This window comes from Dyadobacter alkalitolerans DSM 23607 (assembly GCF_000428845.1).
In the GTDB taxonomy this organism is placed as follows: Bacteria; Bacteroidota; Bacteroidia; order Cytophagales; family Spirosomataceae; genus Dyadobacter; species Dyadobacter alkalitolerans.
Window position 1 is genome coordinate 211,610 of sequence record NZ_AUAS01000002.1, and the last position, 16,814, is coordinate 228,423.

At 44.5% G+C, this 16,814-nt stretch carries 16 protein-coding genes; 8 read left to right on the forward strand and 8 right to left on the reverse strand.

All coding sequences use genetic code 11. The features are described from left to right. Positions 1–21: 21 nt before the first annotated feature. Positions 22–414, reverse strand: coding sequence for a response regulator (locus tag G395_RS30940; protein WP_051349966.1), 393 nt, complete (start codon positions 412–414; stop codon positions 22–24). 213 nt (positions 415–627) lie between these two features. On the opposite strand from G395_RS30940, the gene G395_RS0104030 reads away from it, so the two are divergent. Continuing rightward, positions 628–1,848 carry a serine hydrolase gene (locus G395_RS0104030; protein ID WP_026628904.1) on the forward strand — a complete coding sequence of 407 codons (1,221 nt, stop codon included), beginning with the start codon at positions 628–630 and terminating at the stop codon, positions 1,846–1,848. Between the two features lie 70 nt (positions 1,849–1,918). On the opposite strand, the gene G395_RS28470 is transcribed toward G395_RS0104030, so the two are convergent. Next, on the reverse strand, positions 1,919–2,938 hold the full coding sequence (locus G395_RS28470) for a TonB family protein (RefSeq protein ID WP_157486532.1): 1,020 nt from the start codon (positions 2,936–2,938) through the stop codon (positions 1,919–1,921). A gap of 97 nt (positions 2,939–3,035) precedes the next feature. Here G395_RS28470 and G395_RS0104040 point away from each other — a divergent pair, with 97 nt between their 5' ends. Further along, entirely contained in the window at positions 3,036–4,079 is a 1,044-nt protein-coding gene (locus tag G395_RS0104040) for a hypothetical protein (protein ID WP_026628905.1), read from the forward strand. A gap of 9 nt (positions 4,080–4,088) precedes the next feature. Here G395_RS0104040 and G395_RS0104045 read toward each other — a convergent pair whose 3' ends face one another. Next, the gene (locus G395_RS0104045) at positions 4,089–5,381 is read right to left on the reverse strand and encodes a hypothetical protein (RefSeq protein ID WP_157486534.1); all 1,293 of its coding nucleotides are present in this window, start codon (positions 5,379–5,381) and stop codon (positions 4,089–4,091) included. A 598-nt stretch (positions 5,382–5,979) separates the two neighbouring features. Between G395_RS0104045 and G395_RS0104050 the strand changes: the two genes are divergently transcribed. The 3 genes from G395_RS0104050 (at position 5,980) to G395_RS0104060 (ending at position 8,859) form a co-directional block, all read left to right on the forward strand. Continuing rightward, positions 5,980–6,927: a hypothetical protein gene (locus G395_RS0104050; RefSeq protein ID WP_026628907.1), complete on the forward strand. Its 948-nt coding sequence runs from the start codon at positions 5,980–5,982 to the stop codon at positions 6,925–6,927. 98 nt (positions 6,928–7,025) lie between these two features. Then, the gene (locus tag G395_RS0104055; RefSeq protein WP_310588841.1) at positions 7,026–7,565 is read left to right on the forward strand and encodes an RNA polymerase sigma factor; all 540 of its coding nucleotides are present in this window, start codon (positions 7,026–7,028) and stop codon (positions 7,563–7,565) included. Then, positions 7,552–8,859 (forward strand): hypothetical protein, encoded by a 1,308-nt coding sequence (locus G395_RS0104060; protein ID WP_026628909.1) that lies wholly within the window; start codon positions 7,552–7,554, stop codon positions 8,857–8,859. The genes G395_RS0104055 and G395_RS0104060 overlap by 14 nt, the downstream gene beginning before the upstream one ends. Before the next feature lie 15 nt (positions 8,860–8,874). On the opposite strand, the gene G395_RS0104065 is transcribed toward G395_RS0104060, so the two are convergent. From G395_RS0104065 to G395_RS0104080, 4 genes are all read right to left on the reverse strand, one after another. Beyond that, positions 8,875–12,105: an error-prone DNA polymerase gene (locus G395_RS0104065; protein WP_026628910.1), complete on the reverse strand. Its 3,231-nt coding sequence runs from the start codon at positions 12,103–12,105 to the stop codon at positions 8,875–8,877. Between the two features lie 6 nt (positions 12,106–12,111). Next, positions 12,112–13,611: a Y-family DNA polymerase gene (locus tag G395_RS0104070; protein WP_026628911.1), complete on the reverse strand. Its 1,500-nt coding sequence runs from the start codon at positions 13,609–13,611 to the stop codon at positions 12,112–12,114. A gap of 205 nt (positions 13,612–13,816) precedes the next feature. After that, complete coding sequence (locus tag G395_RS0104075) at positions 13,817–14,317, reverse strand: SRPBCC family protein (RefSeq protein WP_026628912.1); 501 nt, start codon at positions 14,315–14,317, stop codon at positions 13,817–13,819. Then, positions 14,307–14,645 carry an ArsR/SmtB family transcription factor gene (locus G395_RS0104080; protein ID WP_026628913.1) on the reverse strand — a complete coding sequence of 113 codons (339 nt, stop codon included), beginning with the start codon at positions 14,643–14,645 and terminating at the stop codon, positions 14,307–14,309. Before G395_RS0104080 ends, G395_RS0104075 begins: the two co-directional genes overlap by 11 nt. Positions 14,646–14,830: 185 nt before the next feature. On the opposite strand from G395_RS0104080, the gene G395_RS0104085 reads away from it, so the two are divergent. From G395_RS0104085 to G395_RS0104095, 3 genes are all read left to right on the forward strand, one after another. Then, entirely contained in the window at positions 14,831–15,604 is a 774-nt protein-coding gene (locus G395_RS0104085) for an NYN domain-containing protein (RefSeq protein WP_026628914.1), read from the forward strand. 91 nt (positions 15,605–15,695) lie between these two features. Then, positions 15,696–16,067: an ArsR/SmtB family transcription factor gene (locus tag G395_RS0104090; RefSeq protein ID WP_026628915.1), complete on the forward strand. Its 372-nt coding sequence runs from the start codon at positions 15,696–15,698 to the stop codon at positions 16,065–16,067. 1 nt (position 16,068) lies between these two features. Beyond that, positions 16,069–16,578, forward strand: a complete 510-nt coding sequence (locus G395_RS0104095; RefSeq protein WP_026628916.1) for an SRPBCC family protein — start codon at positions 16,069–16,071, stop codon at positions 16,576–16,578. Positions 16,579–16,621: 43 nt separating this feature from the next. On the opposite strand, the gene G395_RS31960 is transcribed toward G395_RS0104095, so the two are convergent. Beyond that, on the reverse strand, positions 16,622–16,792 hold the full coding sequence (locus G395_RS31960) for a hypothetical protein (protein ID WP_157486536.1): 171 nt from the start codon (positions 16,790–16,792) through the stop codon (positions 16,622–16,624). Between the last annotated feature and the right edge of the window lie 22 nt (positions 16,793–16,814).

Genomic DNA, 16,814 nt, shown 5'->3' on the forward strand with positions numbered 1-16,814 from the left:
GATAAAGGGCTGTCGGCAACGTCATGCACTGGCCTTGTAACCCATCACATCTTTGATTTCGCCCGCCAACGATTCAATAGTGCTTGGCTTAGAAATTACCTTCATCACACCGAAAGATTGATAGTTGGGAAGGTCAGCCGCTTTCAGACCGGTTAGAATAACAATATCCACATGGTTTACGCCCAGTGCCTCATTGATTGCAAACAGGCATTTGGGAAGCTCCATCCTCGGCATGTTGAAGTCAAGAAAAATATTATCAGGCAATGGAAAACGCCTTTCCTTTATTTTGTTAACCGCATCCTGACAGTTGAATGAGTGCTCACAAGTGGCTTTTGGGAAAGCCATTTCCAATGCAAATTCAAATATATCATGATCATCCGGATCATCGTCGATAAGTAATATACTGTTATTCATTTTTAGTGTAATCCGTTCCACACACAGTTTCAAAGCGGGTATGTAAAATAACCGTTCCCAGGATCCTGTCCCGAGGAAAAAATACTGTCACCTATTTTATATTTTTTTATACTTTTTAATGAACCCTTAAAAGTTCGGCTCTCCCTGCTACGATACCTTTGTTGCCATCAAATATTCACATCAATCATTTAAAAAGGTAACTACTCAAATCCAATGAAAAATCACTTGCTCAAAACAGTTAGCTGTGGCTTAATGCTCGGCGCGGTCTTATTCTCAACAAGTTGCAAGGATCAAGAAATCCTGTCCGAAAACGAAAAATTCGAGCTGGACGGTTCGGACGAGTCGGCTAAACTAGGTGTGCCTACCAAATTTGACGAGGTGGCATTTGCAAATCGCATTGAAACGTATCTGGAAGATAAGGTTGCGGGATTTGGCTATTCCATCATTAAAGACGGGAAAGAATTTTACGTGAACAATGGTGGGGACGGCTACGCCAGAAAGAAGATCGAGTCAAACTTCGAATTTCATGGCGCCAATGCTAGGCAGGAAATTGTTGCCACTACGCAATATGTAACAGCGGTGGCCGTCATGCGGGTTTTGGAAAAATATAACTTAACGCTCGGGCACACCGTGCACAATTATTTGCCCAAGGGCTGGGTGCCAAGTGCAAGCTTTAAAGCGCTGACATTCGAACGGCTACTTGCACACCGCACTGGATTGATCGATTATGCCAATCTGAATGACCTGGAAAAAACAGTTGAAGGTCCGATAAACACAACCATTTTCAATGAAAAGGCCTACCAGTATTCCGATGCAAATTATGAGCTGCTGGCATTGATCCTACCGTACGTACATGCCAAAGAGTTAGCCAAACAAGGCGATAGCGGACTGTTGAATACACTAAATTCTCAACCAACGAATTCGAGTGTCTATTACGTAGCGACCTCGATTTATGGAAATTTTGTGAGGACCTATGTTTTTGGCGCAGCCGGACTGGAACATGCAGACAAAATAGAATGGCGAGCCTGGTCTCCGACAGGGCCACTTAGCGCAGAAAAAGCAACGAAGGGATATCCGTCCAGATCCGGCTCAGAACCCGGCTTGTTGAAGGAAGATAACCTGATTAATGGTGGTGCTACGGGCCTGTATATCAGCGCTTCCCAATTTGCAAAGCTGCAATATGCAGTTAAGACATTTAAGGTGATAAAAATGGAATCCGTATCTGCGATGAAAAACAAGCTCGTCGGATTTGACGGCAAGCTGAACGGATCCAAGGGCGCTTATTACTGGAAAAGAGGCAATGGTAAAAACTGCGAAACAATGGTGATCGACTTCGGCAGCGTGCAAGTTGCGGTGTTCGCCAACTCGCCGGAAAGTGAGATCAGCGATCCGGTTGTACTGGCCAAAATGTTCGAAAGTTCACTTCACCCCTGATCGTACAAAGCCAGAAACTTTGTGTGACTAATAAATGTGTTGTGATAAGCGTGGCTGATTTCGGCCACGCTTATTTTTTGTATTTCAAATCAATGGCGGGCAGGGGCATCAAAACAGGTCGTGCGATCATATTATATCGATACAGCTCCGTTTTCGGCGGCTCCTTTTGAGAGAGGTTTAATGATTTGTCAAAGAACGCCTTGAATTCGGTGCCGCTCTTGAATGTAGGCTTGTTGACTGTAAGGCGGCTTTTCCGGTTGAAAAAATCCGGTAATTTTTCCCGGATATGGATCGGCAGCTTCTCCACTTCCAGATCAAAAGGGATGACAATGGTGTAGCGCACCGCAACGGCTTTTCCATTTTGCCTGGCTGGCGTCCATTGCGGCATATGCTGAACCAGCCGAACAGCTTCTTCGTCAATCCCCCACCCCGGCCCGTTCACGATAACCGGGCTGCTGATGTTCCCCTTTTCGTCCAAAAAAAATGAGACCGAAGCCTGTCCTTCAACACCCGCAGCAACTGCCTCTGCCGGGTAACGCATGTGGTGCGCAAGAAATTTGACCAGTTCTTTGGTCCCTCCCGGAAAACGCGGCCACCTTTCCAACGCTAACCCACTGCCCGAATTTTCATGGTTATCAAGCGGCTTTTTAGCAGTGACTTCCGCCTTCGCCGCCTGGCTAACCCACCCCGGCTTACCTTTCAAAACAATTTCATAATCTTTTCCCGATTTCCTCACATGCATTTCAACCGGCTCAAAATCAGGATGACTGATAAGCATCACGCTGTTTTCAGGAACGGCGGCGATCTCAAAATAGCCCTTCACATTGGTAACGGTTCCCAGGACGGATTCTTTGATAAAGACCGCTGCATTAGAAACCGCAACACCATTAATGTCCCTGACGGTACCTTTGACTTCCGTCAATTCTTTACCAAAAACATGATTTGAACCTGCACTTTCACCGACAAGTAACAGGTTGAAAATGCCCACCAACATTGCGCTCCACAACATTTGACCTTTGACCATAGGACTCGTCCAGTAGGGTTGTAAAATAATAAATGACAATGCGTTAACAAAGTAAAGTTTTTCCAAAAAATATCCATATTAGCACACGTAATCGTTTTCCAGAACCTCTGTGAAACGCTTTTTATAATGATAGAAATGAAGAAAACTACGCCTGATCAATTATATGGACGCCTCCGCTACGCTTACTGAACGTTACTGGAAATGGGAAGAAAAAGTTGCATTCCGTTTTTTCTTTATTTTTTTTCTGCTCTACATTGCTCCCTGGACCTGGCCGTCCAGCATGCCCTTCACCGGCGACTTACTTAGTTTTTTCAACGACCTGCACTGGGGCGCGGCGGATTGGCTGATTCAGCTGGTGAAAAAACATATCCTGCACATCGATATTAAGATTACGCCTAACGGCAGCGGCGATACGATTGATGACTGGACCTGGAATGGGATCATGCTGTTCATTTCCTTTATCGGGACCGCGATCTGGTCGCTTGTGGATGCACGAAGACGGGAGTATAATGCACTGTACACGTGGCTGCAAGTGATTGTACGTTACCAGCTGGCAATGAGCATGTTTACTTACGGGTTTATCAAAATTTTCCCGATGCAGATGCCGGAACCCAGTATTAGTCAGCTTGCCACGCCGCTTGGCGAATTCACGTCAATGCGTTTTGCGTGGCTTTTTATTGGCTCCTCTCCCTCCTACGAGATATTTTCAGGCATTTGCGAAGTGCTCGGTGGATTGCTCATGCTCTCGCGGCGCACCACGGCTTTTGGTGCGATGATCCTGGCATACGGAAGAGGTGGCTATATGTCCCTGGACAAACCTACTGTTACCGAGGGATTTTTCGATGTGGAAGCATTTGAGGTTAACAAAAAGCCGCTAACGCTTCTTGCGGACACAACCCGCTGGGATAATGTGATTTTTGAAAAATGGAATGGCGGCAGCATCAAACGTCAGCCTGCGGACAGCCCGCTGATGCGCTATGGACGGGAGTATTTTACTTACAAAGCGGACACTGCAAAAAAGACATTTGAAATGCAATACAAGGACTCAACCCGCAACTTCACATTGCATTATAAAGAACCGGACAGCTCGCGAATGCTCCTTTACGCGAAAAGCGGCAATGATTCGCTGCACATTCTTTTGCGCAAAAAGAGCCAGCCATTCCGCTTGAATGAACCTATGCACTGGGTGCATAACAGCATAAGATAATCCGCTGACTTACTGGCCTTTCGCAAGATATTTAAAGAAGTAACTATCCGCCTTCCCCAATTGCTGACTCACAATGTATCCCGGCCCGAAATCGCGAATTTCTGGCGGGAACCTGAAACTAATCTCATAGTGCGTCGCGCTGAAAATAAGCTCTTCGGCTGCGGTTAAAGAAGCGAGGAAAAACAAGAAGCCAGCGCAGTAAAGCAATCTGCTTTTAGATTTTACCAATGAAACAAATTGCTTTCCTACGAAAATACTGAGAATAAATATGGAAGGCATGCAAACCTTAATAGCCCAATCATTCCAGGTGCCAAGAATAATAAATGGAATAAGAGTTAAAGAAAATATAGCAGTGAAAATAATTCGTGTCTCGTCAGTGCTCAAATGATTGATTCTGTAATGTATGATGGGCAAAATAAAAATAAATTCAACCAAAATAAATAGCAGATATCTTTTCGAAAAATCATCAAAAACCAGAATGGAGAAGTGAATTGGAAATGAAAAATCATTAGATAATATAAATAAGATCAGCACACAGAATAAAATAAATGCAGAAAGGTTAATCAACGTAAAAGAAAGATACTGCTTCCAATGATTGAAAAAATGAGGGATAAAAAAAGGCACTAATCCCAGCAAGCACAATGGCGACCAGAGAATAAGTGACACCACAGCAATGGGCAGAATCTGATTGAGAGTGGGATTAATATATCTTCGATTTAATAAAATGGCAATCATAATCCACGCAGGAATACAATGTTGTGGGGACCAATATAGATTGCACATATTTGAAAAATAAAAGAATGGTGTCAGCCAAGTCTCAGCACGGTCTTCGGTCATATGGAAAAGCAGATTTGCAACGTAGTCGAAGCCGCCGAAGAAACATATGCTGATAAAGATGCAAAACATGCCTCGCAGGCTCTTGTGCGCTTGGGAAAATGCGACGAGTAACAGAGAAAGCAATGTGCCGGAATAGGAGAAGGCAAACAAAGCCAGATTTGCGGCCTTCCATCCGAAAACCTTCCCTACAAGTGCAGCAGGTAGATAATAAGCAAAATAATAGACGTACGGCTTGTCCGTAGCATACCCGAACCGCTCCCCCATGTATGCAGGCGTAAACCAAACCGGCCATGGATCCACAGTCAAATGCCACAGCAACGAGCTCCTGATTCCCGAGTCGAAATTCCGGTAACCAATGCCGCCAATGCTTGAAAACAGGAGCCATACAAAAGTTAATGTTGCCAGAAAAATCAAGGCTTTGCGATGATTCAACGCATAGTAATAAGCATGACGGACTGACTTCAAAACTTGATTGAATTGAACTGTTTTCGAGAAAGATCTATAAAGAGAAAAACAAATTAACGCGTTCAATAAGATAGCGAGCTCCAATTTTAAGTAGCCATTTATAAAAATAATGACTGGTAATATTAGATAAATAAATGACAGAACGATTAAAACATTGGTAAAATTAGCACTGTCGACAGTTTTAAAATTATGAGAAGATGCTACATTTTTAGATGGCTTATAAACTTTCTTTCGATTTAGAATAAAATTATAGCCGGATACAAATGAAATGACTTTTGGTTTTGAAGTGACATAATTGATCATAACGGAAGGGAATTTAATATATGGCCAATAGGTTTCATGGTTGACATCCGTGGATATCACGAAGGAAACAAAAAAGACATGGTTAAAGCTATATTTTAGCTCAACCTATGAATATATACGCGGCAATAAAGGTGAAAGAAAAACTAATATTAATGCTTAAATTAAAGACACGAAACATCTTTTAATACGTTGCATTTTTATTGAGATTTTTTTAAAAAAATATATTTCGATTTAACGCAACGCTTTGATTTTGATATGGTGTCTATGGGTTTGAATACATAAGATTTTAGTTCGTATGAGAGTTTTTTTATTGTGCGTCATTTGTTTGCTTTCCGTTGTTTCCTGTAACCAAGTGAACCAGTTGGAGCCACTTGAACCGGAACCAGTGCCTTCGAAAGTGATCGCACAAGTGAAACAGTGGTATCCGAATGCAGAAAACCTGGTGTTTAAACCGCTGGTTGAAAAGCTGGTTTGGGAGGCAAAATTCGATGAAGGCGCCAATAAGTATGTATCGCTTGCAGACAGCACGAAAATTTGGGAGACGTATCGTTTTAGTGCAGAAAATGCACCTCCAAAAATGTTGGCGCTGGTGGAGAAAAGTGCCTTCCGGGGAGGAACGTTTAGTGCGAACCGGGACATGATCGGAGCGGTTGCTCCGAATGAATATAACAGGCTGATATATAACCTGCATGGGAGTGACTATAGTTTTAACTGGGTGTATGTTGATAATAGGGTTGCGGGTGCGGCTTTTGGGGAAACCCTTTACTGGATTTCATATCATGACATGAGCACGCTGCCCAAAAAAGCACAAGACTTCATTAATGCTGATCCACAGATCAAATACGAAGGTTTGGAACTGCAAGTTGATATGAGTTATCAAAAGTCTTACGAGGTGCAGGTCAGTTTTGACAAGGCGGGGGTGAAAACGTACGCAACTTTTATATTCAACGACGAGGGTGATTTACAATGGTTTAGCAGGGCATTCAATGAGCCGGAAGATCTTAATGGACCTCCCAATTATGATAAACTGCCTGAGGCAATGCAGCAATATCTGGACTCTTCGAAAGAACTAGCCGAATTTTCCAGCCAGCCGATCGCCGGCATGCAGTGGATGGCGGAGTACCGGGGAGAGAAATGCTACTGGATCCGATATCTCAATAATACCACTTTCGATTTTTGTGATTTGCAGTTTGACAAGGATGGCAAACTGGTTAACAAAATGTACTTTATTTATTTTCAATAAAATTGACTATATCGTAATAAATTTACTCACAACGTGCTCATGTTCCGGACTTTATGAAGTTTTTTCTCTCAAAGAAATTCAGTACCCTGACCTCCTTGGTGAAAGCTTGTCAAAAGCAGGATCCGGGTGCGCAGACTGCATTCTATGAGCGATACAAAGGCCGGTTAACGGGTGTTTGCCAGCGTTATGCGAGGACAAAAATGGAAGCAGAAGATATTTTTCAGGAAGCATTTATTAAGATTTTCAATAACATTCAGGATTTGAAGGACCCGGAATCGGTGGATAGCTGGGTTAAAGTAACGGTCGTCAGGACGGCGATTAATTATTATCATCGCACCACGAAGCAACAGGACCTAAATGGTTCTATTCACAATATGGATATTCAGCTGGAATCCGACGATTATGAAAAAATTGTTGACCAGTTAAATGTGGAAGATTTGCTTGCCATCATCAACGAGCTGCCCGACAAATACAGGACCATTATAAACCTGCACCTGATCGACGGCTATACACATGCTGAAATTGGCGAATTACTCTCCATTCCCGACGCGACTTCGCGGTCACAGTTTATGAGGGGGCGTAATTTGCTGTTAAAAAAATTAGAACTTAAAGGGATCGTGCATCATGAAAACTTCTGAGAACAAACTCAATGAGGCACTGCGGTCAGCCCTTAAACGCAAATTCGACAATTTTGAAAACGCGCCTGACCCGTCTGCATTTGAGAAAATTCGCGCCAATATCAAACCTATTCCGCAGTGGAAATATCTGTTTTTCAGCCTGTTGTTTGTCGGCATAGCCGTTACCGGCATCATTACAGACCAACATTTCTTAAAGAACAGAGCTGAGAAACTAACCCTCGTGCATGCAGCTGACCTAAAAAATTCCAGTCCGGGATCGCCCGCCGCGGGATCGTCTGCCGCGGCATTGTCTGCCGCAGAATCATCGGTTAAGGAGTCCGCTTTCTTGAAACGGGGAATTTCAAAAAAGGCGGTTGTGGCAAGTCAGGTTATTCATTTATCAAAGGCAACGTTTAAGAATTCAGATCATGTTGATCAAAACAGTTTGGCTGGTTCGAAAGGTGAGTTGAACGATAAGTCTTTAAAATCACAGCTGCACGAAATGCCAAACTTCGATGAAAGCGATGTTGAAGATGTTGAATCAGACATTATTGTCAACTCTGAAAAAGCACAGTCTGTCGTGAAACCGGCTGCTGGTGAAGCCATTGACATTACTGCTGATATACTTGATAATCAATCATATAAATTTTCAACCGATCATTCCAGCTTACCACATATTGATATTCCAAAGGCTGATGTTAAACCTGTTGTTCGTTATCAAAGAGGCCATTTTAACTGGCTTGTGAATGCGGCTGTGCTGCAATCTTACCAGATCCTGACAGTGCCGGCTGGTGGCCAGAGTTTCCAGAATTTCGAGTTCCCTTCTACATTTTCTCTTCGTTCCCTGGGATATAAAGTCAGTGTAGGTGCAGAGAAAAAAGGTTTCCAGTTTATGCTGCATTATAGCCGTTTTCAGCAATCCTATTCATACGAAATTGCTGGTAATGACTATGTTGTACACCCGGTGGACCAGGGTAAATTTGTCGTGATACGACAGGGAACGCGGGTTAGTCAGGAGAATCAATTTAGTCTTTTAGGGGTTGGCGTCAGCAAGCAGGTGCAATGGGGAAATGCTTCGGTGGGCAAATATTATGCGTCCGCAGGACTGGAATATTCGTATGGTATGATCAGGAAGCAAAGCATTGGCTGGGTGAATGCGGGCATCGGCAAGCAATTCCCGATTAACAGAAAAACTTCCCTGCACATTGGCCCCTATGCAGAATTCAGTCCGGTGAAATTCACCGGATCAGGCGATCCGTTTTATTACCAGCCTTACCGGGTGGGTGTTTCAGCAGGTCTGAGGTTCGGCCGGTAATGTGTTGTAAAAGCGCTATCTGAAATTTCGACCATTGGGAAAAATCTCTGTTTGCACATCCTTGCGGACCTGTGTCCTTTTGTTCACGGCCATTGTAGCATACTCATCCTTTTCATCTGCCCGCGAAAGGGTCAGAATGTTTGGTTTTTCATCCTCAACGGCTGTCAGTTTTTTGAGTAAAACAGAAAGGTCGTAGCATTTCGATACAATTACATGCGTCACATCTCCTTCTCGCTGCAACTTCCCTTCAACCATTAACAGTCTGGCATACAGGATTTCCTTTCGGTATTTTTCAAAAAGACTTTGAAATACAACCAGATTTGCAAAGCCTGTTTCGTCTTCAATGGTAATAAAACAAACCCCGCCGGCAGTTCCGGGCCGCTGCCTTACCAGCACCAGTCCTGCGACTTTCACCTTCATTGCATTTCCGATCTGATCCAGTTTTCTGGTTGAAAAAACATTAAGCATTTCCAATTTTTCCCGCACAAAACTGACCGGATGCGCTTTTAAAGACAAGGAAGTAGAAGCATAATCCTGAACCACATGCTCCGAAGCGCTCATGCGAGGCAAATTTACGGCTGCTTCCGACGCGCTTTCCGATGGCTGACCTTCAAACAATCCGATAGGCCTGTCGTTCATTGCGGACACTTCCCAGAGCGCCTGCCGCCGGTCCAGCCCTATGGACCGGAATGCATCGGCATCGGCCAGTTTTTCCAGGGCAGCTTGCGAAACACCTGCATCACGCAGGGTATGAATGTTGGTAAATGGCCTTTGCCTTGCCGTTAGCAGCGCCGCAATATCTTCCTCCCGCATTCCCTTAATCTGCCTGAAACCCAGCCTGATCGGGCAGTATGTCCCGGTCTTCTCTTCCAGTAAATTGTCCCATTCGGAGTAATTGATATCCACGGGCCTTACTTCCACATCATGCTTTCTGGCATCAATGATAATCTGCGCCGGTTGATAAAAACCCATCGGCATACTGTTTAATAATGCAGCGGCAAACACATCGGGATAGTAATATTTCAGATAACAGGAAACATACACCAGCAATGCAAAACTCGCAGCATGGCTTTCGGGAAAACCATAGCTCCCGAATCCCTCCAATTGCCTGAAAACGCGCAATGCAAATTCCTCGGTATAACCACGTGCCGTCATACCGGCCACAAGCTTTTTCTCGAACCGGGTTACCATTCCTTTCACTTTGAAAGTAGCCATGCTCCGCCGCAATTCGTCCGCTTCCGAAGGTGTGAAACCGGCTGCCACAATCGCGATTTTCATAGCCTGTTCCTGAAATAAGGGCACGCCCAATGTCTTGCCCAGAATGTCTTCCAGTTCTTTGGAAGGATAAATTACTTCCTCTTCCTTATTTCTACGACGTAAATAAGGATGCACCATATCTCCTTGAATAGGGCCAGGACGTACAATAGCAACTTCAATAACAAGGTCATAAAAACATCTTGGTTTCAATCGGGGCAACATGGACTGCTGTGCACGACTTTCGATCTGAAACACACCGATCGTATCCGCCTTGCAGATCATATCATAAACACCTTCGTCATTCTGGGGAATGTTGGCCAGCGTATAGTCTTTGTCGTAATGTTTTTTGGCCAGATCAAAAGCTTTCCGGATGCAAGTGAGCATTCCCAAAGCGAGCACATCAATTTTGAGAAAACCCAGGGTATCAATGTCATCTTTATTCCATTCAATGCAGGTTCTGTCCACCATACGCGCATTCATGATGGGGCACAGGTCGGAAAGTTTGCCTTGCGTAATCACGAAACCGCCGGTATGCTGCCCTAGCTGCCGGGGAAATCCAACGTACTGCCTGGTCAAGTCCAGAATTTTGAGCAAATGCGGGTCATTAGGATTAAATCCCTGTTCAGCAACACGTTTGCCTTCAAACCATTCATCCGTAAATTCCCAGATTGAATTGGCCAGGCGATTAATAGCATCCAGCGACATTCCCATTGCCTTGGCCACATCACGGATGGCCCCACGCTGATGCATCTGTGTTACCGTAGCCACAATTCCGGCCCTGTCACGACCGTACTTTTTATAGATATACTGGATCACTTCTTCCCTGCGTTCATGCTCAAAATCCACATCAATGTCGGGTGGCTCATTACGGGCTGAAGATATGAACCGCTCGAAAAGCAGATCGATTTCCAACGGATCCACCGACGTAATGCCAAGACAATAGCAAATCGTGGAGTTAGCGGCTGATCCCCTGCCCTGACAAAGTATCTTTTGTTCACGCGCAAACCGGACAATGTCATAAACGGTAAGAAAATAGGGCGCATAATCCATTTCCTCCACGAATTTCATTTCATATGCAATCGCATCTTCAATTTTTTGAGGAATGCAATCGCCAAAACGCTCCCTGGCCCCTTTCCAGGTTAGCGTTTCCAGCTCAATCATTACCGAATTACCGGAGCTCGTAATTTCCTCAGGATAAACATATTTGAGTTCATTCAGCGAAAACTGGCAGGCGTCCGCAATCTCCTGCGTGCGCTGGATTGCATCCGGATATTGCCTGAACAGCCGCTGCATTTCATCAATGGGTTTCAGGAATCTTTCCCCATTCTGATAAAGCTTAAATCCTGCGTTGTGAATCGTGCATTTTTCACGGATACAGGTAAGAATATCCTGCAATTCTCTTCGCACCGGATTATGATAGTACACATCATTGGTGGCCACCATAGGAATGTCCTGCTGATGGGCCAGCTGCGAAATCCGGTGCAGCTTCTTCGTATCATCGCCCTGGTACGAGCGGGCCGAAGCGATGTAAACGTTCTTGCCAAAAGCCCTCTTGTATTCTTTTAATGCGTGTTTGAATTCAGGTTCAAAATCAAAATGACTGTTCAAAGCAGCAGGAGGAACAACTATAAACTTAATTTCACCCGCATGCCGAAAAACATCTGCTTTGTATAAATGACACTGACCTTTTTCCGCCCTCAGGTTGCCTTCGGTTAACAGAGAAGAAAGCCGGGCATAACCTTGTTGCGTAGTGGGATAAGCCAGCAAACTGGGCCCATCCAGCAAATCCAGGCGGCAAGCCGGAATGATACGAATGTCCTTTCCTTTTGCAGCCGCATGGCCCCGGACAATTCCAGCCAGGCTGTTCCGGTCCGTGATCGCGATTTTTTTGTATCCAAATAGCAATGCCTGCTGCACCAATTCCTCCGGGTGCGATCCACCACGAAGGAAGCTGAAATTAGTCGTCACCTGTAATTCCGTGTAGCACATATTTAGTTAAGCAAAAAAACCGTGGATAAACCATTTGGAATTATCATGATCATAATGTCCGAGCCGGAAAATCCAGAATCGCGCACCATCCTGATCTTCAACACAATAGTAATCCCGATGCATGCCTTGTTCCAGCCACCATTCCCTTTCAATCCGCTCCGGGCCGTCGGCACGTTTCATATAATGGACCGTTCCTTTGAACCGGAACAGCACCGGCGGATAATCCGGCACAGGCACAGCCACATCGATCAGTTGCGGGTTTGCCAATAAAATGATCGGCCTGGGCCTGTCGATCCGCCAGGCCGTTTGAGGGGTTTCTAGCAGGGAATCAGCGATTTTAACAGACCTTTCCGGCCAATAATGTTCATCCGGAAGATACCGGTGGATCGTCTCCATGCCTGCCCTGCCTGCAAGCCTGTCCAGCAGCTCGATCAGATTTACATTTCCCGAGTCTGCCTGCGTATTCCAAAGCTTTTTCTGGACCTCACTAACATCTTCTGTAACAGGGGCTTCCATCACAAATAGCTCAATACCCATTCCTGGCCTGAGGGTGGATATTTTCAGTTCAAAAAGCTTGAAAAGGTGCATTACATGAAATGATCCCCGGTTGGTCACAATGTCAATCTGCACCACTTTTCCATCCACGCGATAACCCGTGAAAACGGCCGTCCGCAATCCTTTCCCTTCCTTCACCAAGCGACGGCATATCGTTTCCAAAAGCCGTTTTAAAGCGATCTGAATGCCAACGGCCGTTACAATCGGCTCCATGCATGGTAACCTTTCCTGGTAAGGCACCGTCGGTTTAACCGATTGAATAACCTCTATGGCATGTCCGAAAGCCTGGTCCATCCGATCCAAAAGCTGCTGGCCGAAGCGCCTGCGCAGCACCGAACGCGGCATATCGATAAAATCCCGGATCTGATATAACCCCAGCTTCTGCATGCGTTCCAGAATTGATGCTTCCAGCCGTAAGGCCGCCGGTGGCAAAGGCAGCAATGCTCCGGACAGGCCATTTGGCGGCACAATGCGCTTATCCTGGCCATAATGCGCAACCGCCCAAGCACTGCCCACTGTATCCGCTATGGCGGCGCTTACCTGATAACCCTTGTGCCTGAGTTTGATGACGATGTCTTTCAAGTAAGCCCGCTCACCTCCCCACAGGTGTGCACATCCTGTGATGTCAAGCATCAAACAGTCGGGCAAGTCTACTGCAACAATGGGCGTATAGCGTATGCACCATTCGGCGAGCTCGTTCAGCAACACGGCTGCCTTAGCGGGGTCGTCATCTATCACCTTTAAGGCCGGAAAAAGGGCCCGGGCATCAGCAGCCACCATTCCCACCATGATCCCACTTTCAATCGCTTTCGGGCTGGCCGCTTTTACGACCATTCTCCCATGCTCGGGAGCCGCTAAAACAAACTGCTCGTTAGCAAGCTCAGGACGTTCAGTCACAACCCAGTCTGTGATTAAATGTCGGAACCATATGTTGGCAAAGCGCTGGTGCATAGTAGCAATTGTTTTACATAAACACTTGATTATTAATCTTTTGAAATATAAATGATATTTTTGATATCTATAATTTGGTCACAATGATATCAAATCTCTTGTATAGTCGCAAGAATTTTCTTTACTTTGTTTTATCAGACATCAACAAAAAAGCCCCTCAACCAAGCCGGAGATTGAGGAGCTTTAAAGAGATATATAGAATAAATTACTGCTGCGGTTCCAACATGTCGTCGAGGTTTTCGAATGCCATCAGGAAGCCCTCTTTGAAACCCATTTCAAGGTGTTTTTCCAGATCGGAAAGTTCGTTGAATGTTATTAAAACATCTACGATCGTATTGCTATTGTTTTCATTGAAGGATATAAGCCATTGAGAGCCTGGAAGAAAGTCGCTTGGTTTTCCACTTTCGTCACAGAAATGATCCAAAGCTGAATAGGATTGTTGTGTCGTGATCGATTTGTATTCCATGCGCGCCCAATGCTCCTCTCCTTCCGGCCCGACCATGGCATATAACCAGTGTCCGCCCTCTCGGAAATCCATTTCTTTGGTCCTTGCTTTCCAGGGTTTTGGCGCCCACCACTGTTCCAGAAGTTCTTTTTGTGTCCAGGCTGCCCAAACTTTCGCTACCGGAGCAGCAAATTCCCGTTCAACGTTTATTTTTTTATTTTCCTTGTCAACTGTAAAATTCAAAAACAGGTTAGCTTTCATAATCATTTGGTTTTAAGTTATTCAATACTTCGTCTAGTTGATTAAACCGATCTTCCCAAAGCTTTTTAAACTGTTCCAGCCACTGATCCACTTCCTTCATCTGCTTTGCATTGAAGTGGTAATAAATTTCCCTGCCAGATGATTCTTGGCTTATCAGCTGGCATTCGGTCAAAATTTTTATATGTTTTGAAACTGCCTGTCTGCTGGTATTGAAATGTTCAGCCATAGCATTAGGCGTCATTGCTTGCACGGCAACCATGGTCAGTATGGCCCGGCGCGTTGGGTCCGCAATGGCCTGAAACACATCTCTTCTAAACTCTTTTGCCATACGCTTTTTATAATTATGCAACGTTATGATTGCAAATATATGTGCAACTTTATAGTTGCACAAATTTTCAGGAAAGTATTTTTAATGGTTAAGCAGCAACATTTATTTACTTACAAAAACTTAACTTGTAGGCCAGACAAACCATTATACCAGGACCAGCAAATTTCATAAAACCGTCGAAATAAATGAGCGAAACAAAATTCAACATTGCGGTATTAATCGATGGCGATAATGCACAGGCAAAGTTTATGAAGGAAATGCTGGAAGAGGTTTCCAAATATGGGAAAGCTACGGTTAGGAGAATTTATGGCGACTGGACGAGTTCTCACATGAATAGCTGGAAAGAAACTGTCAACAATCATTCAATCAGTCCGATTCAAAAATTTTCCTATACGACAGGCAAAAATTCCACGGACAGCTCGCTCATAATCGACGCAATGGATATTTTGCACAGCAAAAGTGTGGACGGATTTTGCATCGTTTCAAGCGATAGCGACTACACCGGGCTAGCCAAAAGGATCAGAGAGGAAGGGCTTTTCGTTATGGGGATTGGCAGAAAAACCACCCCGCTTGCATTCGTCAATTCCTGCGAGATCTTTACTTTCAGCGAAAACCTGATTGCGGAACTGGATGCGACATCAGAAGAAGCGGAGATTAAAAAGATCGACGTCACACCACAAGAGAAAATCAAAAAGGATCCTAAAAAACCGGAAATAAAGATAAAGTATCCGAAAATTGATATGACGGTCATTGATAAGGCATTTGAAATATCCACCAACGAGGAAGAGGAAGCGCTTATTTCCAAATTAGGATCATCCCTTCGAAAAATTGACCCAAGCTTCGACTCCCGCACTTATGGGTTCAAGACTTTAACCCAACTGCTAAAAAGTCTGCCCAAATACAAGATCGTTAATAACGAGATCAACGGGCTTAACCATCCGCTTATTAAACTGAAATAATCCTTTCTGTAAAATCTTATGCAGATTTCTTGTAAAAATTTGCGTAAGCGAATACTTACATTTAATATTGCGTAAGCAAATACTTACATATATGTCCATTGGAGCAAGACGTGACGTTTTTCAAGCCATAGCAGATCCTACCCGGCGGCAGATTATCAGCCTAATCGCACATAAATCCATGAACCTCAATGCCATTGCAGACAATTTTGAGATCAGCAGACCAGCTATATCCCAGCACATTAAGATCCTCACGGAATGCGGAATGGTGGTTATCCGGCAGGAAGGCCGTGAAAGGTTTTGTGAGGCAAAGCTTGACGGACTAAGTGAAGTGTCAAATTGGGTAGATCAATACAAACAATTCTGGAATGAAAAATTCGATTCCCTGGGAAGCTATCTAACCCGGATCCAGGCAAATGACCAATTAAGTGATGATCCAAACGCGAACCAATCAAACAATCAGTAATATGGACCAGCAAACAGCACAAAAAGAAGGATTGAAAATTGTCAGGGAGTTTAAAGCACCTAAAACGCTTGTATTCGACGCATTTGCATCACCCGAAGCATTTGGCGAATGGTGGGGCCCGGCCGGCAGCAATCTATCCGTTGAACGCTTTGACTTCCGGACAGGCGGGAGTACGCATTACAAAATGGAAGGGAACGGTCACGTTATGTGGGGATTATTTCAGTATAAAAACATTCAGCGTGCCGATCTGATGGAATTCATCAACTCATTTGCAGATGCAGAAGGGAACATCATCACCTCGCCATTTCCAATGGATTTCCCTCTGGAAATACTCAACAAGATTACATTAGAAGAAAAAGACGGAGTAACAACATTGACGATCCAGGGTTACCCCATCAACGCAACACCTGCACAGGAAGAAACGTATTTTTCAATTTTGGATAATATGCACCAAGGATTCAGCGGAACATTCGACCAGCTGGATGCGTATCTGGCAAAGGTGCAGGGCTGAGGTTAAGTTAACATAAAAATGACGGTCCGCACGCACAGGGCCGTCAATTTTGTTTTAAAAATTCCTTGGGAATCGGATTCCTTTCCAGGAAGATTTTTGCCTCTTGCGCTTGTTTTGATAGCGGCGGAGCAACTTCATTTTCGACCTTGGAATCTTTCGATTTAGCTCTTTCGATATGTAGGCTTTCCCTTCTATTAACAGTTGCTGTTGCCATACGTTTTTCTAAAATGGTTTAT

What these genes read in the sequence shown, in the direction of transcription:
- G395_RS0104090 (WP_026628915.1), top strand. Translation starts at nt 15,696, where the DNA reads ATGTCCATTGGAGCAAGACGTGACGTTTTTCAAGCCATAGCAGATCCT.
- G395_RS0104095 (WP_026628916.1), top strand. Translation starts at nt 16,069, where the DNA reads ATGGACCAGCAAACAGCACAAAAAGAAGGATTGAAAATTGTCAGGGAG.
- G395_RS0104060 (WP_026628909.1), top strand. Translation starts at nt 7,552, where the DNA reads ATGAAAACTTCTGAGAACAAACTCAATGAGGCACTGCGGTCAGCCCTT.
- G395_RS0104070 (WP_026628911.1), bottom strand. Translation starts at nt 13,611, where the DNA reads ATGCACCAGCGCTTTGCCAACATATGGTTCCGACATTTAATCACAGAC.
- G395_RS0104080 (WP_026628913.1), bottom strand. Translation starts at nt 14,645, where the DNA reads ATGGCAAAAGAGTTTAGAAGAGATGTGTTTCAGGCCATTGCGGACCCA.
- G395_RS0104085 (WP_026628914.1), top strand. Translation starts at nt 14,831, where the DNA reads ATGAGCGAAACAAAATTCAACATTGCGGTATTAATCGATGGCGATAAT.
- G395_RS0104030 (WP_026628904.1), top strand. Translation starts at nt 628, where the DNA reads ATGAAAAATCACTTGCTCAAAACAGTTAGCTGTGGCTTAATGCTCGGC.
- G395_RS30940 (WP_051349966.1), bottom strand. Translation starts at nt 414, where the DNA reads ATGAATAACAGTATATTACTTATCGACGATGATCCGGATGATCATGAT.
- G395_RS0104065 (WP_026628910.1), bottom strand. Translation starts at nt 12,105, where the DNA reads ATGTGCTACACGGAATTACAGGTGACGACTAATTTCAGCTTCCTTCGT.
- G395_RS31960 (WP_157486536.1), bottom strand. Translation starts at nt 16,792, where the DNA reads ATGGCAACAGCAACTGTTAATAGAAGGGAAAGCCTACATATCGAAAGA.
- G395_RS0104050 (WP_026628907.1), top strand. Translation starts at nt 5,980, where the DNA reads ATGAGAGTTTTTTTATTGTGCGTCATTTGTTTGCTTTCCGTTGTTTCC.
- G395_RS0104075 (WP_026628912.1), bottom strand. Translation starts at nt 14,317, where the DNA reads ATGAAAGCTAACCTGTTTTTGAATTTTACAGTTGACAAGGAAAATAAA.
- G395_RS0104040 (WP_026628905.1), top strand. Translation starts at nt 3,036, where the DNA reads ATGGACGCCTCCGCTACGCTTACTGAACGTTACTGGAAATGGGAAGAA.